Here is a 23,990-nt window from a genome sequence, read left to right as displayed (position 1 = left end):
GCTCAGAGCCACGCGTCGGGGTCAAGGGCATGCGCCCGCTGATCGCGCTAGAAAATGAACGGGGCCGCACCAAATTTTGGGTGCAATTGAAACGAGGAGCAGATTTCATGGGCAAAGGCTTTCTTTCCGGTGCCATATGGGGCGGCGTCACTGGCGCAGTTGTTTTGGCCGTTTTGTCGCTATATGCGCCGCTTTCCGCCGAGCGCAGCGCCGAGATCAACCAAGAAGATGACGCGGTCGAGAAACTGCCCGCGGCGAGCACCGATGCCGTAGCGCCAGTTGAGACGCAGGAAGATGCGGCTGTTGAGCCGGTTGTTGTGGTCGAACCGCAAGAGGATGTGGCAGAAGCACCGGAACCCATTCAGGAAACGCCGGAGGTCGAGATCGTCGAAGCACCGAAAGCAGTTGTTGAAGAGACGGCTGAGGAGCTTGCTGAGGCAAGCGAGGCGCCTGCAGCCAAAGAACCGCTTATCATCATTCATGAACCCGTGAACGAAGTTGCAGCGGATGCGCCGGATGCTCAGGCGGAGGCACCGGCAACATTGGCCGAGGTCGCACCGACCAAACCCTACGTCCCGACAGAGGTCAGCGAGGTCACGATTGACCCGGCGCCTGCGCCCGAACTGGTCGCGGAACCGGCTGCGGAATTGGCCGGTAGTATTGGTGAAAGCCCTGTTGACCCGGCTGTCGACCCCGCAGCTCCTGCGGCGCTTGCCGAGAGCACTGATAATTCCCAAGACGCACCGCTTTTCGTGGCGCGGGCAGACACCGAACTGACATCACCGAGCCCGCAGCCGGTTGATATTCCGTCAATCAGTGGCGCGTTGAGCGAGGAAGGCAGCACCGCCCCCTTGATCGAAATCACGGCTGCAGGTCAAAAACGGTCGGCTTTGCCATCGATCACTCAAGAGCCGGAAGAAGACGCCCCGGCTGATGACACAGCGGAACCCGAAGCAGTACCTGAGCCGTCATCTGGTGCCGGGATCACGATTGGTGTTCCAAAAACCGTGCGCCCGTCCGCGGGGGTTGTCACCGGGCGGCTTCCGTCGCTTGGCGGGGGTGACGCGCCTGAGAGCGATGACGCGGCGGCCCCTGTAGCCGCTGCACCCGCATCCGGCGCTTTGCGTGCCTATGCCGCCAGTGGGTTTGAAATCAGCCCGGATCAGGGCCTGCTCAGCGTGATTTTGATTGATGCGGGCGAGGCGGGTATGTCGGTTGATCAACTGACGGATCTGGCCTTTCCATTCTCGGTCGCGATTGATCCTGTGGCGTCCGACGCTGGCGCCCGTGCGGCAGCCTACCGCGCCGCCGGGATCGAGGTCTTGGCCATGCCTGCAGACCTGCCTACGAGCGCCGCACCCAGCGATGTTGAGGTCGCGATGGACAGCTATTTCAGCACTTTGCCGGAAGCAATCGCCGTGCTCGACACCCTTGATGGGCGTTTGCAGTCAAGCCGGGGATTGCTGGATTCAGTCTTGGGGCGCTTGCAACAATCGGGTCATGGCTTGGTCACGTTCAGCCGCGGGTTGAATTCCGCACAGCAGACCGCGCGCCGCGCAGACGTCGAAGCTGGCTCTGTGTTCCGTGTTCTGGATGCGAAGTCTGAAAGCGGGCCGACGATCAAACGCACGTTGGATCGTGCCGGGTTTAACGCATCAAAGGATGGCAGCGTCATCGTGTTGGGGCACACCTATCCCGAGACCGTAACGACGCTGTTGGAATGGTCGCTGAGCGCTAAAAACAACGCGCTGAGCATTGTTCCTGTGTCGAAAATCCTTATCGACGACGCGTCTTAACTGCCTATGCGTTGCCGCGCCGGGTGAAGTTTTCGGCCTGCGCGGCGGCCATGCGGATGGCTTTGGCTTTGTTGACGGTTTCTTCGAACTCGGCTTCAGGGTCGCTGTCAAAGACAACGCCGCCACCCGCCTGAGTGTAGAGCTTTTGGTCTTTGACAACGGCAGTTCTGAGCGCGATGCACATATCCATATCGCCCCCGGCTGAGAAATAGCCGCACCCGCCACCATAGATGCCGCGCTTTTCTGGCTCCAACTCGTCAATGATTTCCATGGCGCGGACTTTTGGCGCGCCTGAAACGGTACCCGCAGGCAGGCCTGACAGCAGCGCGGACAGCGCATCCTGGTCATCCGACAATTCACCAACAACGTTTGAGACTATGTGCATCACGTGGCTGTAGCGTTCGATGATGAATTTTTCTGTCGGATGGACGGTGCCGATCTTGGAGACTTTGCCAGTGTCATTGCGACCCAGATCGAGCAGCATCAGATGTTCTGCCAGCTCCTTCTGGTCGGCAAGCAGGTCTTCTTCGAGCGCTTTGTCTTCCGCGGGGGTCGCGCCGCGTTTGCGGGTGCCTGCGATCGGGCGGATGGTGACTTCCTTGCCGAAGACGCGGACGAGGATTTCGGGGCTGGCGCCGACGATGTCGAAACCGTCCATGTTGAAGTAGAACATGAATGGGGACGGGTTCGTCCGACGCAGGGCGCGGTAGAGCGAAAACGGCGGCAACGTGAAATCTTGCGTCCAGCGTTGCGACGGGACAACCTGAAAAATGTCGCCCGCGCGGATATAGTCTTTCGCGGCCTCCACAGCAGCGTGATAGCCCGCTTGCGTGAAATTCGAGACGGGTTCGGCTGTTGCCGCTTCATCATTCAGGTCTTGCGGCATCGCGCGCGGTGCACGGTCGAGATCGCGCACGGCATCCATCACGCGTTCCGCTGCCTGGGCATAGGCGGCCTTGGCAGAGATACCGGGTGCGGTCCATGCGGGGGAGCAAATGATCACCTCCCCCTTGACCCCGTCCAGCACGGCCACGACAGACGGGCGCATGAGCACCGCATCGGGCACGCCTAGTACGTCTGGGTTTACGTTTGGCAGATGTTCGACCAACCGGATCATGTCATAGCCGAGATAGCCAAAAAGGCCTGCGGCGGCGGCGGGCAGCTCTGTTGGTAGGTCGATCTTGCTTTCAGCCAACAGCGCGCGAATGGCGCTGAGCGGGTCATCTGCGCAAGGTTCAAAGGCGGCGCGATCAAAACGGGCTTGGCGGTTCAACTCTGACGTTTGCCCGTGGCAGCGCCAGATCAGGTCCGGTTTCATCCCGATGATCGAATAGCGCCCGCGCACCTCACCGCCAGTCACGGATTCTAAGATGAAACTGTCCGGCTGGGCATCGGCGAGCTTGAGCATCAGTGAGACAGGCGTGTCCAGATCGGCAGCCAGGCGTGTGTAGACAAGCTGGTTTTGCCCCGCGTCAAAGGCGGCGGAAAACGCGTCAAACGATGGAAGGATCGCCATGCTGCTTAGTTCCCGCCGTGTCCGCCGCCGCCCAGCTGAGACAGCACGGCGTTGATCGCGGTTTGATCAAGGGTCAGACCGTGACGGGCACGAACCGCCTCACTGAACACTGCGAAGACATCAGCGGCGATGCCTTGGGAGGCTGACGCGTTCAATTGCGCCGCAAAATTTGCTGCCGCGTCAGTCGTCATGTCCGGCATTGCGATATCTGTCAGCTCAACCAGGGCGGAGCGACCATCTGGCCCTTGCACGAATGTCACGCCGCCGGGTTCGAGGTCAAAAATCTCAGTGACCATTCCAACCGGCGCGCCGTCGATGAAATCGCCACGGTTGATGTTGCGTTCCGCTGTCGCTGCGAGGTCCATGGACGCCATGCGGGTGCCTGCGCGCAGCTGCTCTGCCATGTCGGTGCCCAATGCGGCCAGTTTTTGCGCTGTTTGATCTGCGACCCAAGCCTCAGCCACTTGATCGCGAATATCGGCCAAAGGCGGTGTTGACGGCGGGACAATTTCGTCGAGACGCACGGCGAAAATGCCGCCATCTGTCAGCTCCCGTACTTCCGGGAAATCGCCGTCACTGAGGCGCGCCACTTCTTCGCGGAACACGTCATAGGCAGCGATGTCGTCAGTTGTGTCAGCCGCCATGTTGAGCGTGCCCAACTGCATCGGCGTCTCATCAGCCAGTTCTTCCAGCGTCGCGCCGCCGACTAGAAGGTCATCGATCACGGTTATTTCTTCTTCGATGATCCGACGGGCGCGGTCGGCTGTGTATTCGGCGGTCAGGCCAAGACGCGCTTGTTCGAACGTCGTGGTAGAGGCTTCAAGAACGGCGTTGATGCGGTAGAGCACTGGGCCGAGGGAGGTTTGAACCGGCGCGCTGATGCCGGGCTCATCCAAGGCAAACACAGCCTCGGCGATATTGCCTGCCAAATCTTCACGCGAGACTTCGCCTTGGTCCACATCGTCCAGCGTCAGGCCACGCTCGTCAACGAGCCGTTCAAACGTGGTCTCCCCTGCGTCAAGCTGCGCTTTGGCGCCCTCGGCCGCGGCCATGTCCTGAAAGCCCAGACGTTCGACGAGGCGGCGTTCGGGGCGGTTAAAATCGCTGGCGCGTTCGTCGTAAAGCTCTCGTAGCGCAGTTTCGTCCACCTCGATGGTTTCCAGTAGCATTTCGGGTGTGAGCCATGCGTAAGTCACGCGGCGCAGCTCGGGCGTGAGGAACAAGGCGCCCTGAGTGTCGTGGAATTCTACCAGATCGGCATCGGTCGGCTCGGTGATCTCATCAGCCACAAGGCTTGCGTCGATTGGGGCCCAGCGGAAGCTGCGTTCCTCCGCCACGTAATTGTAGAGCGTTTGGGCGTAAGTTTCGGACACGGTCAGCCCGCCGGTCACGCTTTGCTGCATCAAGGTGCGTGCTGCGCCGACGCGCAATTCTTCTTCAAAATCCGCGGCGTTGACGCCGTTTTGGCGCAATGCGAATTCGTAGCTGTCGCGATTGAACTGCCCGCCTGCGCCTTGGAAGGCGGGAATTGTGCGCAGTTGGTTGGCGACCTCTTCGTCGCCGACGGAAATGCCAAGCTCTTTGGTTTCTTCCGACAGCGCAGCGGTGCCGGCGAGCACTTCGATGACGCGTTGGTCAACGCCTTCCGCGCGGGCCTGTTGCAGGCTGAGCGGCGCGCCACGACGGCGGGATTCGAAATTAATCTCTTGCTGCAATGCGCGTTGGAAGTCTTGCACGGTGATCTCGGTCTTGCCGACCGACCCGATAGAGGTGATCGAGCCGCCAAGGCTATTGGCCCCAAAGCCCGCCAGCCCCAGGATCAGCAGCACCAGAATGATCCACACAAAAACCCTGCCCGCACTGCCGCGCCGCATCGAGCTGCCGGGGGCTTTGATATCCGATTTTTTGGCCATAACTGCGCTGCCTTCCACTGCGGTTTCGGCGTTGGTAAACCGTTGCGGGGAAGGGGGCAAGCGCCCGATTGCGTGCTAGGCTTTCAACGCGGCCAGACGGGTGTAAAGTGCCTCGATCCCGGCGCGGTCGATATTGGCAAAAGCAATGCGCAATGCGGAGTCACCGCTGCGATCCCCTTCGGGCACAAACATGGTGCCGGGCAGGCATAGCACGCCAATATCGCGCACCATCTTCTGGGCCAGCTGATCAGACGGCATGTCAAACGGGTGCCGCATCCACGCGAAATAAGCGCCGCAGCCTTCAAGCTGCCAGCCTTTTTCGGCCAGCACCGGAAAGCCATCTTGAATGGCGGCGGCCCGATCAAGGATTTCAAGGCGTTGTTCGGCCAGCCATGGGCCGAGATTTTGCATGCCCCAAAGCGCCGCGCGCTGACCAAGTTGGTTGGGGCAGATCGCGACCGTGTCGAGGAACTTTTCCGCCTCGGCCAGCCGGTCAGGATGCGCGACCATGGCGCCGACCCGGTGACCTGTCAGCCGGTAGGCTTTGGAAAAACTGTAGAGCTGAATAAGCGTGCCGTCCCAATAGGAGTCCCGAAAGAGTGTGTGCGGCGCGCCTTCACGGCTGTCGAAATCGCGGTAGGTTTCATCGACGATCAACGCGATGCCTTGTGCACGGCAGAGGTCGCGGAACGCGCTGAGCGTCTCGGACGGATATTCCACGCCGCCCGGATTGTTTGGCGATACCAATGCTATAGCGCGTGTCTTTGATGTGATAAGTTGGGCTGCATCATCAGCGGAAGGGACCAGACCGGGGCCGGTGTGCAATGGCACAGAGGTGATGCCCCCCATGTCGAGCCACATCTTGTGATTGAAATACCAAGGCGTCGGTAGGATGACCTCATCACCGGGGGCGGCGAGTGTCGCGATGGTGGCAGCAAAGGCCTGATTGCACCCGGAGGTGATCGCGACCTGATCCGGTGAAATTGCGCCGCCATAAGCCGCCGCCCATTGCGATGCGACCTCGGCGCGCAAGCCCGGCAAGCCAAGAACCGGCCCGTATAAATGCGTCTCGTCGTCTTCCAGCACGAATTGCGCCATGGCGGCGCGCAGCTCAGAGGGTGGCGGGTCAACCGGGGCGGCCTGGCTGACATTGATCAAGGGCTGGTTGTCGGGGAAAGTGACGCCATCAACCCAGCGACGCGCCTCCATGACCGGGGGCGGGAATGTAGCGGCCATGTTCGGGTTGAGAAGCGTCATATTCAGGTCCAATCGCTAAGCATCAGAAGTTATTCGCCGCGATACGGCTTCACATATTGCATCGCCATGTCCCATGGAAAGAAGATCCACGTGTCTTGGCTGACCTCGGTAATGAACGTGTCGACCTGCGGGCGTCCTTTCGGTTTGGCATAGACTGTGGCGAAATGCGCATTGGGGTAGAGGGCGCGTACGACCTCAAGAGTTTTGCCGCTATCGACCAGATCGTCGATGATCAGAATGCCTGTGCCGTCGCCCATCATCGTATCATCGGGCTTTTTGAGAACTTTTGCCTCCGATTGCGACTGATGGTCGTAGGATTTGATCGAAATCGTGTCGACCGTGCGGATGTCGAGCTCCCGCGCGGCAATCATTGCGGGCGCCATGCCGCCCCGGGTGATCGCCACAACCGCTTTCCATGCCCCATCATCCGGCCCATGCCCATCGAGCCGCCATGCAAGCGCGCGGCTGTCGCGGTGGATCTGGTCCCAGCTGATATGGAAGCCTTTTTCATGGGGCAGGCGGTTGGTGTCGGTCATGGCGCTCCCTTTCATCGGTTTGGGGATGTGATATTTCGAATTGAGCGGCGTGGGAAGCCTTCATTGGAGGACGTAGCGGCCTTGGCGTTGCGCGATCTTGGGCGGCTCGCCGGTTTGTTCAAATGCCAGATAGGCGGGCTGCAATTCCTTCCAGAAACCAAACCATTCGTTGTCCTGTGCCCGCGTCATGCGTTGCGGGGTCATCCTAAACGGGAAGGCGTGCACCGGGACGCTGTCCTGGCCCGCGCGCAAAGCGGCCTCGACTAGCACGTAGATTTGTTCAATCGCCGGGTCGGTCATCGCGTAGCAGCCGACCGAGCGGCAATCGCCATGCACCATCAAATAGCTGCCGGTGCGCAATTTGGCGCGGTCATATGGATTTGGGAAGCCCAGATTGAATGACAGATGGTAGCTGGAATTGGGGTTCAGCGCGGCGAGCCCAACCTTGTAGAACCCTTCCGGCGACTGTCGATCACCTTCGCGTAATTTTGGCCCCAGATCGCCTGAGAAATTGCAGATCGGATAGGTCTTCCAAAGCTTGTAGCCCGTATCGTCGCGGAGCCAGACTTCGAGTTCTGCCTCTTCCTTGAATATCCGCAGGTAGGTGGGTGCACCAAAGCTAAGTCCTTTGGCGTTCAACTTAGGTGTCAGGAAAGCTTTTTGCGCGACACGGATTTCAGCGATGTTGGCGTCGCGCCCGAGATAGTCTTCGATGTCATCGCGCAAGCTGCTTTGTCCCAGAAAAAGCGCCACCCCAATTGCGCCAAGACAGATCAGCGTCAGAGCAGCCGATGCGACATGGCGCAACGCCGCTAGCCCTTTTCGATGTCTGGCGCGTCAACGGCTTTCATACCGACCACGTGGTAGCCAGAATCGACGTGCAACACCTCGCCGGTGACAGCTGTGCTGAGGTCCGAGAGCAGGTAGAGCGCGGAATTTCCGACCTCTTCCTGCGTCACGGTGCGGCGCAATGGGGCGTTATATTCGTTCCACTTCATGATGTAGCGGAAATCCCCGATGCCGGAAGCTGCGAGCGTTTTGATGGTTCCGGCTGAGATCGCGTTGACGCGAATATTGTCCTTGCCCAGATCTTCGGCCAGATATTTGACCGATGCCTCTAGCGCCGCCTTGGCAACGCCCATCACGTTGTAATGGGGCATGACCTTTTCCGCGCCGTAATAGGTGAGCGTCAGCAGGGAGCCGCCATTTGGCATCATTTTCTCGGCGCGCTGCGCGACAGCTGTGAAGGAGAAGACCGAGATGTCCATGGACATGCGGAAATTCTCAGGGCTGGTGTCGACGTAACGACCGCGGAGTTCATTTTTATCAGAAAAACCAATAGCATGAACGACGAAGTCAAGGTCACCCCAGTCTTCTTTCAGAACCGCAAACAGCGCGTCAATCGAAGCGGGGTCACCTACATCGCAAGGCAGCACATGTTTCGCGCCAATGCTATCGGCCAGCGGGCGTACGCGTTTCAGCAGCGCCTCGCCCTGATAGGAAAACGCAATCTCCGCGCCCGCATCGGCGCAGGCTTTCGCAATGCCCCAAGCGATAGATTTGTCATTGGCGACGCCCATTATTAGGCCGCGTTTTCCCGCCATCAAACCATTCGACATTACTGCTCCTCGCGTGAATTTTCTGGTTCAATTTGGTGTAGGGCAAAGCAAGCAGGGCTTCAAGCGCATGGGCAGACGTGGCGTCACGGTTGTTTTCATATCAACTTTGGGTCAATAGTTGCCGATACGTCTGGGGGGACGGCTATCGTGAGGTTTCTTAACCATGTCTGACAGATCTGGCATCTTTTCGGGTGACAACCCGTTTGAGATCTTTCGGTCGTGGCTGAGCGAGGCCGAGGCTTCGGAGCCAAATGATCCCAACGCAATTGCGCTCGCGACTGTCGACGGCGGCGGCTTGCCGAATGTGCGCATGGTGCTTCTAAAGGATATCGAGAACGACGCTTTTGTGTTTTACACCAACTATGACGGGACCAAAGCTCATGAACTTGAGGCCTCTGGGAAAGCGGCCTTTGTTGTCCATTGGAAGTCACTTCGGCGCCAAGTGCGCGTCCGTGGTACTGTGAGCAAGGAAGACGGCGCTGCGGCGGATGCATACTACGCGTCGCGTTCGCTCAAAAGTCGGATCGGGGCCTGGGCGTCGGACCAATCGCGGCCTTTGAAATCGCGCGCCGCGTTGATGGCAAAAGTCGCAAAAATGACCGCCGAAAAGGGCGCCAATCCAGAGCGCCCGCCGCATTGGGGAGGCTACCGCTTGGTTCCGACAGAGATCGAATTCTGGGCTGATGGTGCCTTTAGGTTACACGACAGGTTTAGGTGGAAACGCGCTTTACCTGAAGAAAAGTGGGAGATTTTGCGGTTAAATCCATGACGACTGCGCAATCTTTCACGAAGTCTGTGCTTTTTTGCACATAAAAACTCGCAGGACAGGAAATACGTACCTATCTTAAAATGCAATTCCGTGGGAAAATGCCACACATATATAAAAAGTGAGGATGCTCATGGGCAGGCTTGGGGGTGTCGATTCTTTCGACACATCTTGGATGACAGAAACACTAGAAATCGCGGGCGACTCAACCCGCGTAACTGGACAAGTTAAGTGGTTTGACGCCGCAAAGGGATTTGGCTTCGTGGTCGCAGATGCGGGCGGGCCAGATATATTGTTGCACGCCAACGTTTTGCGCAACTTCGGACAGGGATCAGTGGCAGACGCTTCGGCGGTCGAGCTGGAAGTGCAACGCACAGAGCGCGGCTTGCAGGCGATTGAGGTGATCTCAGTCACACCACCGGCGACGACAGAAGCTTCGGGCTTTGATATCACCGCTGACAATCTTGATGACGTTGCACTTACGCCGGCGCGCGTAAAATGGTTCGACAAAGCCAAAGGGTTTGGCTTCGCCAATGCGTTTGGCGAGAAGAACGACATCTTCCTGCATATTGAAGTCCTGCGCAGCTGTGGTTTGGCGGATCTGGAAGCGGGCGAGGCGGTCAGCCTACGCATCGTCGACGGTGAACGCGGCCAGATGGCAGCTGAAGTGCACGCCTGGGATTATGCGATCACCAACGATTAAACTAGCGGCATGGGCTGCAATGGTGTGGGCGTCTACTGCGGTAGGCGCTCCTGCTTTGTGCAGTGTCGAGCATGTTGACCTACGCGGCGACTGGGGCAAGGTCCGCTTTAAGGTTGAAATTGCTGATGATCCGGGCGAGCGCGCACGCGGGTTGATGCACCGCGAAAGCATGCCACGCATGTCCGGTATGCTGTTTATCTACGAAACAGCGCAGCCCTTGGCCTTTTGGATGCGCAACACACTTATACCGCTGGATATGCTGTTCATAGATACCAGCGGCACGGTTGTTCATATCCATGAAAACGCGATCCCGCTGGATGAGACGCCGATTTCAGGTGGACGGGAACCGCTTTTGTCGGTTTTAGAGCTGAATGGCGGTATGAGCGCCCGACTTGGCATCACCACCGGGTCGCAATTGCGCCATCCTGACATGCCACAGGAGGCGGCCGCTTGGCCCTGTGAGGAGAGCTCGTAATTCTCTTCGCCTGACACCAAGTTAGGACTTTCCAAACGCGGCAATCGGGTTTAGGAAGCCTCTCACAGATGGACGGGGCGTGGCGCAGCCTGGTAGCGCACCTGTTTTGGGTACAGGGGGTCGGAAGTTCAGAATCTTCTCGCCCCGACCATCTGTAAATCTCTCACATAAAAATAGTTTCTTTCCGGTTGCCCGCGCATCGCGGAGGTAGCGCTGCGCGTTGCGGAACGTCCGCCGCACTTTGGCAGGTGATCGGGATCCGATGGCACGAATGAACGGGGCGAAAACGCGTTTTCTCTCGCATCATCTTCACATCGCTGATTCTTCGACAATGACTAGATATAGACATTGCGGGCGTCCGTATAACTAAACTGAGTGGTTTGAAATTAACCCAATCCGCGGGCAGCGCTGCCATTTGGTAACACTTTTGCGACACCCCCATATCTTGTGTGAAAAATTTTTGGAGCCACTAGGAAGGGGAAAACACTGGGAACGAATCTGTGGATTGTTCAAGCGATCTTGCAGCTGAAACCGGTAAGTATGCCTCTTGCCTTTGTTTTTTTCCCGCTCATCAGGTTAAGAAAGGGTTACCATTTTTTGCCCGAATTATCGACCCACTTGGTCAACCGGTAAAACGCCAAACTTGTGGTAAAAATTACGTTGACGCTGGGCCTGCAAATCCCGCAAGTTGTGCGGGCTGATAAGGCAGCCACCACATTTAGTTATCTTGTACAGAGCACGGTGGCGACAGGGACGGGGACAAATCCAATCAAGTGAGCATCGTACAGGTGCCATGACGGCCTTTCTGGGCCGGCAACGGAAAGCCTTTCTCTGACATCGACCCGAGGCCCGCATGAGGCAGGCCAAATAGACAAAGATTAGGCGCAAGCCATGCAGGTAAGGATGTATTGATGAAAATCGACCGTAAGCTGACGGAAGCAGGGAAAGACGCGTATTCTGCGTTGGAATTTACCACAACCACTTCTGAAATCCGCAATCCAGATGGCACCATCGTGTTCAAGCTGGACGAGGTCGAGATACCTGCGAGCTGGAGCCAAGTTGCCTCCGATGTCATCGCACAGAAATATTTTCGCAAAGCAGGCGTTCCTGCTCGACTGAAGAAGGTGAAAGAAAAAGGTGTACCAGCCTTCCTTCAACGGTCCGTCGCGGATGAGGCTGCTTTGAAGAAGTTGCCAGAAGATCAACGTGTTGGTGGCGAAAGCTCAGCCAAACAAGTGTTCGACCGCTTGGCCGGGGCATGGTGCTACTGGGGCTGGAAAGGTGGCTACTTCACCACTGAAGAAGACGCCCAAGCTTACTATGACGAGATGCGCGTTATGCTGGCCAAACAAATGGCCGCGCCGAATTCGCCACAGTGGTTCAACACCGGTTTGCACTGGGCCTATGGAATCGACGGTCCGGCCCAAGGTCACCACTATGTTGACTTTGAAACTGGTAAGTTGACGAAGTCGAAATCCTCATACGAGCACCCGCAGCCGCATGCCTGCTTTATCCAGTCTGTCTCGGATGACTTGGTAAACGATGGCGGCATCATGGACCTTTGGGTCCGCGAGGCGCGCTTGTTTAAATACGGCTCTGGCACGGGCACCAACTTCTCAAGCCTGCGCGCCGCGAATGAGCCGCTGTCGGGCGGTGGTAAATCGTCAGGCTTGATGGGCTTTCTGAAAATCGGCGACCGCGCCGCTGGTGCGATCAAATCGGGCGGCACAACGCGCCGCGCGGCCAAGATGGTGATTGTCGACGCGGACCACCCGGATATCGAAGAATTCATCGACTGGAAGGTGCTAGAAGAGCAGAAGGTAGCGTCCATCGTCGCGGGCTCGAAAATGCACGAGCAGAAGCTGAACGAGATTTTCAAGGCGATCAAAGCCTGGGACGGTAAACTGGAAGATGCGGTTGACCCGAAAACCAACGAAACACTTAAAGGCGCGATCCGCGAAGCCAAAAAAGTCGCGATCCCAGAGACTTACGTTAAGCGCGTGCTGGACTACGCAAAGCAGGGCTACACATCGATTGAATTCCCGACCTACGACACAGACTGGGACTCCGAAGCGTATAATTCGGTCTCTGGCCAGAATTCCAACAACTCGATCCGGGTGACGGATGCGTTCTTGAAAGCGGTCGAGGCTGATGGCGATTGGGAATTGCTGTCTCGTACAACCGGCAAGCCCACAAAAACCATCAAAGCCCGCGATTTGTGGGAAAAGGTGGGCCACGCCGCATGGGCCTGTGCCGATCCAGGCATCCAGTATCACGACACTGTCAATGACTGGCACACATGCCCAGAAGATGGCGCGATCCGTGGTTCGAACCCGTGCTCGGAATATATGTTCCTTGACGATACGGCCTGTAACCTTGCTTCGATGAACCTGCTGACCTTCTACACAGACGGCAAGTTCAATGCTGAGCTTTACATGCACGCCACGCGCCTGTGGACCGTGACGCTGGAAATCTCTGTGATGATGGCGCAATTCCCGTCGCCTGCGATTGCGCAGCGGTCCTACGACTTCCGCACGTTGGGTCTGGGCTACGCCAATATCGGCGGATTGCTGATGAATATGGGCTACGGCTACGATTCAGATGAAGGTCGGTCCATGTGCGGCGCACTGACTGCGCTGTTGACCGGCGTGTCTTACGCGACTTCCGCTGAGATCGCCAAAGAGCTGGGCCCGTTCCCGGGTTACGCCAAGAACGCTGAGCATATGCTGCGTGTGATCCGCAACCACCGCAACGCGGCGCATGGCAATGATGAAGGCTACGAGAAGCTGGCGACAAACCCGCTGGCGCTGGACCACGCATCCTGCCCCGACACGGACCTGATTGCTTTGGCGACGGCCGCTTGGGACGAGGCGCTCGCACTGGGTGAGAAACACGGCTACCGCAACGCGCAGGTCTCCGTCATCGCGCCAACCGGCACGATCGGTCTGGTCATGGATTGTGACACCACAGGTATTGAACCAGACTTCGCGCTGGTGAAGTTCAAAAAGCTTGCGGGCGGCGGTTACTTCAAGATCATCAACCGTTCCGTTCCGGCAGCGTTGGAAACGCTTGGCTACAAGTCGAGCGAAGTGGAAGAGATCATCTCCTACGCTGTGGGCCATGCGACACTGGGCAACGCACCGGGCATCAACCATACATCCTTGGTGGGTCACGGGTTCGGGGAGGCTGAGCTGGCCAAGATCGAAGCTGCCTTGCCAAGTGCCTTCGACATCCGCTTTGTGTTCAACCAATGGACGCTGGGTGAGGAATTCTGCACCGGCACGCTGGGCATCCCGGCTGAAAAGCTGAACGATCCGGGCTTCGACATGCTGACGCATCTGGGGTTCTCGAAAGAGCAAATCACCCATGCCAATGACCATGTCTGCGGGACGATGACGCTGGAAGGCGCGCCGCATCTGCAAGAAAAGCACTACAGCGTGTTCGATTGCGCCAACCCATGCGGCAAGATCGGCAAACGCTACCTGAGCGTCGACAGCCACATCTATATGATGGCTGCGGCACAAAGCTTCATCTCCGGCGCGATTTCCAAGACGATCAACATGCCGAATGACGCGACCATTGAAGATTGCCAGAAGGCCTATGAGCTCAGCTGGTCACTGGCGATCAAGGCGAATGCTTTGTACCGCGACGGCTCGAAGCTGTCGCAACCTCTGGCGGCGGCACTTGTCGAAGACGACGACGACGCGGCTGAGGTGCTGGAAAGCGGCTCACCGATGGAGAAGGCAGAAGTTCTGGCCGAGAAGATCATCGAGAAGATCGTGATTAAAGAGGTCGAGAAGGCGCAAGCCCGCACACGCATGCCGCACCGCCGGAAGGGCTATACCCAGAAGGCCAATGTCGGCGGGCACAAGGTCTACCTGCGCACCGGCGAGTACGAAGACGGCCAACTGGGCGAGATCTTCATCGACATGCATAAGGAAGGCGCAGGCTTCCGGGCGATGATGAACAACTTCGCAATCGCGGTCTCCGTCGGTCTTCAATACGGCGTACCGTTGGAGGAGTTCGTGGACGCCTTCACCTTCACCAAGTTTGAGCCTGCAGGCATGGTTCAAGGCAACGACTCGATCAAGAACGCGACGTCGGTGCTGGACTACATCTTCCGTGAGCTGGCCGTGTCCTATCTGGATCGCACCGATCTGGCGCATGTGAAGCCGACCGGTGAGACTTTCGACGATCTGGGCCGTGGCGAGGATGAGGGCAAAGTCAACATCGCTGAGCTTGGTGAAAACGCGGCGTCCAAATCCTTGGAAGTGCTGAAGCAAATCAGCTCTACCGGTTATCTGCGGAAGCGGGTCCCGCAAGAACTGCAGGTTCTGCAGGGCGGGCTGGCCGGGGCCATGGCGCTGGACAGCTCCAGCGATCCGGTGGCAACGCTGCAGACCTTGGTGCCCGAGGTGTCGACGACACCGCCCTTGGGCGCCAGCACGGCAGTGGCGTCTGGCGGCGTTTCAATGGACGCGAGGACCAAAGCGAAGATGCAAGGCTATGAAGGCGAGGCCTGTGGCGAGTGCGGAAACTACACACTGGTGCGCAACGGCACCTGCATGAAGTGCAACACTTGTGGTGGGACCAGCGGGTGTAGCTAAAAGGAACACCGCGGCGGGTTCGCCTGCCGCGCGACGAGGATCAGGCCGCAGGCAATTAAGATACCGGGCGGTACTAACGATGAGCCTGATCAGCGAGACTAGAGGGCACCTTCGGGTGCCCTTTTTTTCTTTAATATAAAGGGGATTTAGGAGAGTGAGCGGAATTTCGCTTATGATATTAATATTGTCTTAATTGGTAACGAAATGCCGCCTTTCCCCTAGTGCGACGGTAGCGCCCAGCGTAGGGTAAACCCAGAGGGTTAGTGCTGTGATTAAATCGGAAAAACAAACCATACGTGGTATGATTGTAACGTCGGAGGGTGACCGGATCCCGACTTTGGTGGTTCTGCACTGCGCCCATCGGCGGGACGATTGTTCTCATATCGGCCGGGTCGACATACCGGAGGTTTGGATGGACGATTTCCTAAAAAACCCGACCAGTTTCATGTTCCGCAGCGATGCGGGTGAGTGTTTCACACAGATACACGTCGTTGACGAAATTGGATGCCCGTCACAGGAGACGCGGCTTGAAGGCGCGATCTATTTGCTGCGCGAGGTCGAAATTGACGCCGCAATCGCCGCAAAGGTCTTGTCCGGGCAATATATGCCGTTGTCGCATGTCGCAGGCGAATAGAGCGCTCTAGCTGTTTCGACCCATCTCCTGCAATTGCGTATCGAGTTCTGTGGCTCGCCTGTCACCAGCTTCAAGCGCAAAGATATAGGCATGGGTTAGATAGAACCCGCGCGCCTCCTCAGTGCTGGCTTGATGTGCGGCCTCACGATAGAGCGTGATCAGCGTTGCACCGTCGCCGGCAAGATGCGCCGCAATCAATGCCGCGTCGAGATCACTGCGCGGCATGCGCGCGCGATGTCCGGTAGGCCGTGATCTGATCCGCCACCCAAGCGTGGAAGCAATGTGTCGGCCCATCCATCGCCGGGCTGAAGCGCCCGCCATCAAACCCCGGTCCGTAGCGGCCTTTCTGCATGCCTTCGACCACGAAAATGTCTTCCTCAAACACCTCTTTCCAGAGCGCTGTGTTTTTGGCCAGCATGTCCGCGTTGACCTTGGGCGCTGCGTAGTAGAGGTGGATATGCTCGACAGTGTGATCGACAGCGCGCGGTTCCAACACGATGGCAAAAGCATGATCGCGTTGCGCGCCCATCAACACGTTGGGGTAGACGGTGATATATTCAGCCCCCTCATCCCAGCTATCGCTGAGCCCCGCGAAATCCGGGAACTTTTTGCCGCCATCCCCTTCGAACTGGCGGTAGACCAGTGTGCCTTGGCCGGAAAACTTGCCCGGCTCTGAGATATTGTAGTGATCCTCCAGCCGTGAATAGCTGTTCAGGCCGGGATGCACCCAAGGCAGGTGATAACTTTCGCAGTAGTTCTCAACGGCTAGCTTGTAGTTGGTTTGTACGGAAAGCTCGAATTTAGAGCCGGACCCGCCGTGATACATTGGTTGGTCAAACTCTGCCCATCGTTTGATGAGGTCGGCATGCACGTCTTCAAACGGGGCGGCGGTACCGCTGACATTGATAAAGACCACGTCGCGCCAGATATGGCTGCGCAGCTCGATCAGGCCCAAAGTATCGCGATCCATGTCGGGATGCGCGTTTTGACCCGGCCCGCCAACATGCGGGGTCGCAACCAGCTTGCCCTTGGTCGAGTAGCACCACGAGTGATAGGGGCAGCGGATCGCGCCTTCGATCTTGCGCGGCTCGGAGACCAGGATCATACCGCGATGCCGACAGGTGTTTTGAAACACCCGGACCTGGCCATCCTTGTCCCGGATGAGCAGCAATGGCAGCCCAAGAAACGTGATCGGCTTGGCATCACCCGGCTCGGGCACATCGGCGCCCACAGCCAACCCAGCCCAATTGGCAAAAAGCACCGCATCGCATTCCTCTGCAAACACTTGTTCGTCGATGTAATGGGCGTTGGGCAGACCATTTGCCTGCGCGATGGGGCGGTTTACGCCTGACAGATCTGTGGACATGCAAAGCTCCGGCGGTTGAGATTTGCTTATTCAAGCCCGATTTACCCTGAAAAACTTTTCGCACTGCGACAAATTGAATTCCCATGGCGACTCGCAGCATTTGCGGCGCCCGGACAGAACTTGCCGGTTGCGCGGGCGGCGATACGACATTTCCCGCCGATATGGCGGCGGGCGGAAAAGACCCCCTTTTTTGGCAATCTGGCGCTTGAAAAAATGGCCGCAACCGGCAGCTCCCAGCGGATTTTCATGCCCGAACCACTGCCCCCTGACTTAGCCGGTTCGCGACGCCACATTACCGTCATGGCGGCCAAACAGGCACGCCTGCACTTTAAACAAGCACTCTAGGAGGCTGTTATGACTAAGTTTTTGACCACTTTTGCCATGGGCGCATTACTGGCTGGCGGGGCATTCGCTGCGGTTGCTGATCTCGACACGGATGGTGACGGGGTCGCATCTTTTACCGAACTGCTGGCGGTCTACCCGACACTGACCGAAGAAGGTTTTGGCGCAATTGACGTCAACGGCGACGGCGTTGTCGATGAGGCGGAAATGGCTGCGGCCATCGACGCGGGCCTGATCCCAGAAGCCTAAGGCGTTGAAAAAACGCAACCTCTGACTTTGCGGAGGTTGCGGGTTGCGGTCGTCGCTTTTGATGATCTGCCTCGGGCGAAGCGCCGACCGCAACTTTGAAAACAGCCCCCTGGACACGCTCTGAACCTCCCCAGTGCGTGTCCGGGCCATGTTGCGAATGCACATCGCCCCCAGCGACCCAACGAGGTCACGCACCCGATGCTGTATTCGCGGGGCCAAGGGCCAAAAGCCCTTGGCCCTTTCTTTAATTTTGATTGGTCTCGTCTTCGTTCAAGTCGCGCCGCGTGACAAAGCGGCGACGCCGGTCCGGGCCAGCTCAACCAACCCCAAGGGCCGCATCAAATCGGCAAAAGCGTCAATTTTTTCCGACGTACCGGTCATCTCGAAAACAAAGCTTTCCAAGGTGCTATCAACGACATTAGCGCGGAAGATCTCTGCCAAACGCAGCATTTCGATACGTTTTTCACCAGATCCCGCAACCTTGAAAAGGGCCAGCTCGCGTTCCACAGATGCGCCTTCTTCGGTGAGATCATGCACGTCATAAACCGGCACCATACGGCCCAGCTGCGCCTTGATTTGCTGGATAACTTCGGGCGTACCCGTGGTAACAACCGTGATACGCGACCGGTGCCCTTCATGATCAATTTCAGCGACAGTAAGGCTTTCGATATTGTAGCCGCGCCCCGAAAACAGCCCGATCACCCGCGCCAAGACACCCGCTTCGTTTGACACGATACAAGCCAAGGTATGGCGTTCGATCACATCTGCATGCGGGTCTTTTAAATCATAGGCCGACTTCCGCGACGTGCCTTTTTTGATGTTCAACGGGGACATTGCATTTCCGGTCTTTAAGTTCAGCGTTTGCGTGAGACTACGCATTTGATGTGGCAGGAGCCAGTCAAACTCGTCCAATTGCTAAGCGTTTCTTCACTTTTTTCAGCGTATTCCCGGCATACCGATAGTGAGAGTCTCCTTTGCAAACACCTTTGCCAGATCAAAAGCTCAGCATGCGCCAATTGCTTGAAGAGCAAAGCCGGAGCCAGTTGCATGATCTCGCGCGGTCTTTGCCGATCTGGTTTTGGGAAACGGATGGCAACTACAACCTGACCTTTGCAAGCGAGAGCTTGCGCCGCGTGACAAGTTTTTCGCCAGAGGACCTTGTCGGCGTTAACATCCTCAACCCGCAATTTGGGCGTGGAGATACCGAAGGTGGGCTGGCCGAGTATCACGACCTTCTGCGGAAACGCTTGCCCGTTGAAGCTGTCAATTATGAACGGATCATGATTTCAGGGGAAAGCGCAATTCTGTTGGACAGCGCTTATCCGCAATACGATCCAAGTGGGGCATTCACGGGTTATAGTGGCGTTACGTTTCATCTGACCCGAGCCATGCAGATGGCCGAAGAAAACGGCTCGCTTCTGTCTTCCCTTCAAAACCGGACTGTTGAGTTGGAGGCGGCGCTCTCGCAGCGTAACGCTGATCTTGCGGCATCAAACCGGTTGCTGGCCGAGATTTTGGAAGCTTTGGGGGAGGGGCTTCTGGTCACTAGCCACACCAATATGCGCGACCCGGAAAACGAGATACAGTTTCTCAATCCTGCCTATCGCAAGCTGATGAACCTAGCCGAAAATGAAGCGTATCCCGGCATGCGCGTCAGTGATCTCAGCGCGTTTTTGAGCGCACGCGGCGATATTGCACAAGAACATCTGAACACTGATCCGGATGCTTTGTTTAGTGGCGACGTGTTCGAATTGAACCTTGCCTCGAACGGACTCAGCCTTGAGGTGAAGGGCATTCCGCGCCCGGAAGGCGGCACAGTCATTGTTCATAGTGATGTGACGAAGCTGCGTGCCCGTACCGAACTTCTTGAAAACGCGCGCCGCGATGCCGAACTGGCCAACAAAGCAAAATCAAACTTTCTTGCCACGATGAGCCACGAGATCAGAACTCCGATGAATGGCATCGTTGGCGTCGCCGATCTGCTTGAAAGCACTGATCTGAATGACGAACAAATAGAGTATGTGGAAACCATTCGTCGGTCAGCGACTGCGCTGACCGAACTGATCGGCGATATTTTGGATTTCTCGAAGATTGAAGCGGGCAGGCTGGCCCTGGCCAATGAAGCATTGGATTTACCCGACCTGGCACGCGAGGTGCATCAATTGATGAAGCCGATCACGCGCCTGAAAGGGATCGCGTTGAATTTGGACCTGGACCCCAACATTGCGCCCGTGGTGACCGGCGACAAACAGCGGCTTCGTCAGATCTTGGTCAACCTAATGGGGAACGCTGTCAAATTTACCCTTGAGGGATCCGTTACTTTGAAAGTGCGCCGCGATGGGCCGTTCATGGTCGAATTTGAAGTCTCAGACACTGGCATCGGAATCCCGGCCGACAAAATTGACAAGATTTTCAATTCTTTTGAACAGGTTCAAACAGGCTTGCACCGAGAGTTTGAAGGCACAGGCCTAGGACTTGCGATTACCAAAAACCTCATTGAGACGATGAAGGGGCAAGTTGAAGTGACCTCCGTCGATGGCGAGGGCACAAGCTTCAAGGCGACCATTCCGTTGCCCGAAAGCAAACTGCCAATCGCGCCCGGCAAACGCGAGAGCGACACGGCTTTGATCCAGCTCCCAGAGTGTCGTGTCTTGCTGGCGGAGGACAACAAAACAAACCAATTTGTTGCGAAAAAAATGCTGGAACGACACGGCATCAGCCCAGAAATCGTTTCAAATGGCAAAGATGCCTGTATGCGCCTCAATGACGCTCAGTTCGACATTGTCTTCATGGACCTGTCGATGCCTGAAATGAGTGGATTAGACGCGGCCCGTACGATCCGAGAAAATGAACGGACCACCAACCGTACGCCGACCAAAATAGTTGCCTTGACGGGCAATGCGTTTGAAAGCGACCGTCAAAGCTGTTTTGACGCTGGAATGGATGATTTTTTGACGAAACCGATCCGCTTAGAGGATCTTTCAAGATGCTTGAACGCCCTTGTCGTGGAACCAGACGCGCCGCTGTCGCAGCGCGCCTGACCTCTTAAACAAGCACCGCGCCGCTGTCGCCAATAGCGTCTTCGACATTGGCATCCCCCAACAACATCTCGTTGTGAGGCGCACCAGATGGGATCATAGGGAAACAGTTTTCGTGCTTCTCGACCAGACAATCAAAAATAACCGGCCCATCATGGTTGAGCATCTCCATGATCGCGTCATCCATATCGGACGGATCAGAAACCAGAATGCCTTTCGCCCCAAAGGCCTGCGCCAAGAGCATGAAGTCCGGCAGGGCTTCTGACCAGCTATGCGAATACCGATTGCCATGCAGCAAGTCCTGCCACTGGCGAACCATGCCAAGCCGTTCATTATTCAAGATAAACTGTTTGACCGGCAAGTTGAACTGCCGCGCTGTACCCATTTCTTGCATATTCATCAGCCAAGATGCTTCGCCCGCCACGTTGATGACCAACGCGTCCGGATGCGCGACCTGAACCCCGATTGATGCGGGCAAGCCGTATCCCATCGTACCCAACCCGCCGGATGTCATCCAACGATTAGGATCGTCAAAACCTAAGTATTGCGCAGCCCACATCTGATGCTGGCCAACTTCGGTCGTAATGTAGCGGTCCTTGCGATCTTTGGTCAGCGCTTCAAGGCGTTGCAGCGCATATTGCGGTTTGATGACGGTCTCGGAGTTTTTGTAATCCAAGCACCGGATCGCACGCCATTTCTCAATTTGCTCCCACCATTTAGTCAGGCCTTCGACATTGGTTTTGCGCCCGTTCGATTTCCAAACGCGCAGCAAGTCCTCAAGCACATGAGCAACATCGCCAATGATCGGTACATCAACATGGATCACCTTGTTGATCGAAGACGGATCGATATCGATATGAGCCTTTTTGGATTTCGGGCTGAACGCATCGATGCGTCCGGTAATCCGGTCGTCAAACCGCGCGCCAATGTTGATCATCAGGTCGCAATCATGCATCGCCAAGTTGGCTTCGTAGAGGCCGTGCATCCCCAGCATGCCCATCCATTGCGGCCCGGAAGCCGGGTAGCAGCCAAGCCCCATCAGGGTTGAAGTGACGGGGAAATTCGTCTCCTTCGCCAGTTCACGCAGCAATGCTGTCGCGCTGTCGCCCGAGTTGATCACGCCGCCGCCCGAATAGATGATCGGGCGCTTGGCGGTTTCCATCAATTTGGCGAGCTTTTGGATCTGATCCAGATCACCCTTGAGTTTTGGGGCGTAATGTCCGGTCGACGCCTTGTTTTTGGGCGAATACACTCCCTTCGCGAACTGAACATCCTTGGGGATATCAATCAAAACCGGACCGGGGCGCCCGTTTGTGGCAACGTGAAAGGCTTGGTGGACAACCTCCGCCAAACCTTCTGTATCCTTCACAAGGTAATTGTGTTTCGTGCAAGGACGGGTGATGCCGACGGTGTCGGCTTCCTGAAACGCATCGGTCCCAATCATAAAGGTTGGAACTTGCGCCGTCAGCACGATCATCGGAACGGAATCGAGCAGCGCATCCGTCAGACCTGTCACAGTATTGGTCGCACCCGGTCCAGAGGTCACAAGAACAACACCGGGTTTGCCGGTTGATCGCGCGTAGCCCTCAGCCATATGCGCCGCACCTTGTTCGTGACGCACGAGGATATGTTTGATTTTGTCTTGCTGAAACAGCTCGTCGTAAATCGGTAGAGCGGCGCCGCCAGGATAGCCAAAGATCGTGTCCACACCCTGATCGATCAAGGCTTGGACAATGATTTCTGCTCCGGTCATTTGACGTGTCATCTGTTCTCTCCGTTTACGTCCTGTGTTCCATAAAAAAGCCCCCGATCTTGGCGGGGGCGCATGGGGTACCGAAATGGTTGTCGCGTTAACGACCCATGCGCCAATATCCTAGAATGACGACCACCTCGGTCATGTCAGGCTCCTTAATAAGTGCAGCGACATTATCAGTGCGGGGCAGGGCGTCAACAGCCAAAACGCTGAATAATATGTCGCGTGGTGCTTTTTTGTGGTATTTTTATTGCGCAATGACCGCCACAATCAAAAGAACGCGAAAGAGGAATGCCAAAAATGCCCCGAATGACCCAGATCACACCATTTCTGCATTGCAACGACATCGACGCACAGATCGCTTTCTTTCGTGATCGGCTGGGGTTTGAGCTGGGGTTTCAAAGCGATGAGCCGGGCTATGCATTCATGCGTCGTGACGGGGCGGCGATCAGGCTGTTGGAAACGGACCAAGACCTGAGTGATGAACGCCGCCAACAGATGGTCTATATTGACGTCGATGATATTGATGCGCTTTGGGATGATGTCGCGCCGCGTTTGGCCGATTTGCCCGATGGACGTGTTCGGGTGCCGTTCAATCAGTTTTACAATCAACGCGAATTCCATGTGATCGACGAAGGGGCTTGCCTTCTGCTTTTTGGTATGGCCCATCCTTATGACAGCAGTCAGGAGGGCGGTGATGGCCAAGACACGGGTACTGAATGAGTTTGGCATGGGCAGCTCGCTGCGGCGGATGGACTATACCGAAGCCGCGTTGCGCGCGATCAAAGATGCGCTTTGGCACAATTCAGTTAGCGTGGCGCCCGCCTTTGGGTTCCCCAAGGAGGCGATGTTGATCGACGTTGAAATCGGGGTTCAAGAACCAGACGCGATTGATACAGCGAAACTTCTGGACGTCTTTCCCTACGGGCAACCGCAGATAAAAGTGGTCAAAGGCGGGCTGGATATCCCCAAACCAGATGGCACCGGTGTGACCGTGATCGCAAATGCGGCGATCTGTGTGAGCTTTGATATGGAGCCCGCAGCATGAGCGAGCAACGGTTGATCCTTGAAATGGGCACGGGCAATGACCTTTACGGTATGGACTATACCAAGGCCGCGAAGCGCGCGATCCAGGACGCACTACATCATTCGTCCATCGTTTTGTTCAAATCTCTTGGGCTCAGCCACGACGAGATGCGCGTCTCCGTGACCATCGGCGTACAAGAACCTGACAAGCTAGACTTGGAGGTTCTCACAGCTGAACTTCCGCGCGGCAACGCGCAGGTGACAGGGGTTCTTGGCGGGCTAAATGTGCATGACCCGGAAAATGACCAAACCCATGTCATCGCGACTGCCGCCATCGAAGCTTACTTGCCCATTGACCAGACGAAGTGGCGGTTGAGCGACAGCTGAACCCTGA

General features: G+C 56.8%; 22 protein-coding genes and 1 tRNA gene. 13 read left to right on the top strand and 10 right to left on the bottom strand.

Features of this window, described 5'->3' with window-relative positions; all coding sequences use genetic code 11:
- The first annotated feature begins 29 nt into the window (after positions 1-29).
- On the top strand, positions 30-1,796 hold the full coding sequence (locus ACZ1G7_RS02690; protein ID WP_472662100.1) for a divergent polysaccharide deacetylase family protein: 1,767 nt from the start codon (positions 30-32) through the stop codon (positions 1,794-1,796).
- A gap of 4 nt (positions 1,797-1,800) precedes the next feature.
- Here the strand turns inward: ACZ1G7_RS02690 and trpE are convergent, their stop codons facing one another.
- From trpE to fabI, 6 genes are all read right to left on the bottom strand, one after another.
- Positions 1,801-3,312, bottom strand: a complete 1,512-nt coding sequence (gene trpE / locus ACZ1G7_RS02685) for an anthranilate synthase component I (RefSeq protein ID WP_472662098.1) — start codon at positions 3,310-3,312, stop codon at positions 1,801-1,803.
- A 5-nt stretch (positions 3,313-3,317) separates the two neighbouring features.
- Positions 3,318-5,225 (bottom strand): peptidylprolyl isomerase, encoded by a 1,908-nt coding sequence (locus ACZ1G7_RS02680; protein ID WP_472662096.1) that lies wholly within the window; start codon positions 5,223-5,225, stop codon positions 3,318-3,320.
- Positions 5,226-5,300: 75 nt separating this feature from the next.
- Positions 5,301-6,482, bottom strand: coding sequence for an aminotransferase (locus ACZ1G7_RS02675; RefSeq protein WP_472662094.1), 1,182 nt, complete (start codon positions 6,480-6,482; stop codon positions 5,301-5,303).
- Between the two features lie 29 nt (positions 6,483-6,511).
- Positions 6,512-7,018, bottom strand: a complete 507-nt coding sequence (gene gpt / locus ACZ1G7_RS02670; RefSeq protein WP_472662093.1) for a xanthine phosphoribosyltransferase — start codon at positions 7,016-7,018, stop codon at positions 6,512-6,514.
- Between the two features lie 60 nt (positions 7,019-7,078).
- Entirely contained in the window at positions 7,079-7,825 is a 747-nt protein-coding gene (locus ACZ1G7_RS02665; RefSeq protein ID WP_472662091.1) for a L,D-transpeptidase family protein, read from the bottom strand.
- Between the two features lie 5 nt (positions 7,826-7,830).
- Positions 7,831-8,637, bottom strand: a complete 807-nt coding sequence (gene fabI / locus ACZ1G7_RS02660) for an enoyl-ACP reductase FabI (protein ID WP_472662090.1) — start codon at positions 8,635-8,637, stop codon at positions 7,831-7,833.
- A gap of 163 nt (positions 8,638-8,800) precedes the next feature.
- Here fabI and pdxH point away from each other — a divergent pair, with 163 nt between their 5' ends.
- The 6 genes from pdxH (at position 8,801) to ACZ1G7_RS02630 (ending at position 15,822) form a co-directional block, all read left to right on the top strand.
- On the top strand, positions 8,801-9,406 hold the full coding sequence (pdxH, locus tag ACZ1G7_RS02655) for a pyridoxamine 5'-phosphate oxidase (protein WP_472662089.1): 606 nt from the start codon (positions 8,801-8,803) through the stop codon (positions 9,404-9,406).
- Between the two features lie 172 nt (positions 9,407-9,578).
- Positions 9,579-10,106 (top strand): cold-shock protein, encoded by a 528-nt coding sequence (locus tag ACZ1G7_RS02650; RefSeq protein WP_472663653.1) that lies wholly within the window; start codon positions 9,579-9,581, stop codon positions 10,104-10,106.
- Positions 10,107-10,125: 19 nt separating this feature from the next.
- Positions 10,126-10,581, top strand: coding sequence for a DUF192 domain-containing protein (locus tag ACZ1G7_RS02645; RefSeq protein ID WP_472662087.1), 456 nt, complete (start codon positions 10,126-10,128; stop codon positions 10,579-10,581).
- Positions 10,582-10,654: 73 nt separating this feature from the next.
- A tRNA-Pro gene (locus ACZ1G7_RS02640) sits at positions 10,655-10,732 on the top strand.
- 760 nt (positions 10,733-11,492) lie between these two features.
- Positions 11,493-15,188 carry a vitamin B12-dependent ribonucleotide reductase gene (locus tag ACZ1G7_RS02635; RefSeq protein WP_472662085.1) on the top strand — a complete coding sequence of 1,232 codons (3,696 nt, stop codon included), beginning with the start codon at positions 11,493-11,495 and terminating at the stop codon, positions 15,186-15,188.
- A gap of 412 nt (positions 15,189-15,600) precedes the next feature.
- Positions 15,601-15,822 (top strand): hypothetical protein, encoded by a 222-nt coding sequence (locus ACZ1G7_RS02630; protein WP_472662084.1) that lies wholly within the window; start codon positions 15,601-15,603, stop codon positions 15,820-15,822.
- Between the two features lie 6 nt (positions 15,823-15,828).
- On the opposite strand, the gene ACZ1G7_RS02625 is transcribed toward ACZ1G7_RS02630, so the two are convergent.
- Together ACZ1G7_RS02625 and ACZ1G7_RS02620 are read right to left on the bottom strand one after the other, a co-directional pair.
- Positions 15,829-16,047 carry a hypothetical protein gene (locus ACZ1G7_RS02625; protein WP_472662082.1) on the bottom strand — a complete coding sequence of 73 codons (219 nt, stop codon included), beginning with the start codon at positions 16,045-16,047 and terminating at the stop codon, positions 15,829-15,831.
- On the bottom strand, positions 16,034-17,188 hold the full coding sequence (locus tag ACZ1G7_RS02620; protein ID WP_472662081.1) for an aromatic ring-hydroxylating oxygenase subunit alpha: 1,155 nt from the start codon (positions 17,186-17,188) through the stop codon (positions 16,034-16,036). Before ACZ1G7_RS02620 ends, ACZ1G7_RS02625 begins: the two co-directional genes overlap by 14 nt.
- 15 nt (positions 17,189-17,203) lie before the next feature.
- Here ACZ1G7_RS02620 and ACZ1G7_RS02615 point away from each other — a divergent pair, with 15 nt between their 5' ends.
- Positions 17,204-17,533: a hypothetical protein gene (locus ACZ1G7_RS02615; protein ID WP_472662079.1), complete on the top strand. Its 330-nt coding sequence runs from the start codon at positions 17,204-17,206 to the stop codon at positions 17,531-17,533.
- A 9-nt stretch (positions 17,534-17,542) separates the two neighbouring features.
- Positions 17,543-17,779: an EF-hand domain-containing protein gene (locus ACZ1G7_RS02610; RefSeq protein WP_472662077.1), complete on the top strand. Its 237-nt coding sequence runs from the start codon at positions 17,543-17,545 to the stop codon at positions 17,777-17,779.
- 270 nt (positions 17,780-18,049) lie between these two features.
- On the opposite strand, the gene ilvN is transcribed toward ACZ1G7_RS02610, so the two are convergent.
- Complete coding sequence (ilvN, locus tag ACZ1G7_RS02605; RefSeq protein ID WP_472662075.1) at positions 18,050-18,613, bottom strand: acetolactate synthase small subunit; 564 nt, start codon at positions 18,611-18,613, stop codon at positions 18,050-18,052.
- A 173-nt stretch (positions 18,614-18,786) separates the two neighbouring features.
- Between ilvN and ACZ1G7_RS02600 the strand changes: the two genes are divergently transcribed.
- Positions 18,787-20,820 (top strand): ATP-binding protein, encoded by a 2,034-nt coding sequence (locus tag ACZ1G7_RS02600; protein WP_472662073.1) that lies wholly within the window; start codon positions 18,787-18,789, stop codon positions 20,818-20,820.
- Between the two features lie 4 nt (positions 20,821-20,824).
- Here ACZ1G7_RS02600 and ACZ1G7_RS02595 read toward each other — a convergent pair whose 3' ends face one another.
- Positions 20,825-22,582, bottom strand: a complete 1,758-nt coding sequence (locus ACZ1G7_RS02595; RefSeq protein WP_472662071.1) for an acetolactate synthase 3 large subunit — start codon at positions 22,580-22,582, stop codon at positions 20,825-20,827.
- 288 nt (positions 22,583-22,870) lie between these two features.
- Between ACZ1G7_RS02595 and ACZ1G7_RS02590 the strand changes: the two genes are divergently transcribed.
- From ACZ1G7_RS02590 to ACZ1G7_RS02580, 3 genes are read left to right on the top strand one after another with little or no spacing between them, the layout of a single operon-like run.
- A complete protein-coding gene (locus ACZ1G7_RS02590; protein ID WP_472662070.1) occupies positions 22,871-23,293 on the top strand; it encodes a bleomycin resistance protein in 423 nt (140 codons plus the stop codon).
- Positions 23,268-23,618, top strand: a complete 351-nt coding sequence (locus ACZ1G7_RS02585; protein ID WP_472662069.1) for a Lin0512 family protein — start codon at positions 23,268-23,270, stop codon at positions 23,616-23,618. Before ACZ1G7_RS02590 ends, ACZ1G7_RS02585 begins: the two co-directional genes overlap by 26 nt.
- Positions 23,615-23,983 carry a Lin0512 family protein gene (locus ACZ1G7_RS02580; protein ID WP_472662068.1) on the top strand — a complete coding sequence of 123 codons (369 nt, stop codon included), beginning with the start codon at positions 23,615-23,617 and terminating at the stop codon, positions 23,981-23,983. The genes ACZ1G7_RS02585 and ACZ1G7_RS02580 overlap by 4 nt, the downstream gene beginning before the upstream one ends.
- Positions 23,984-23,990: the final 7 nt, after the last annotated feature.

It is taken from the genome of Litoreibacter sp. JB4-2 (genome assembly GCF_055693445.1).
This window is presented reverse-complemented; position numbering and strand designations above follow the sequence as displayed.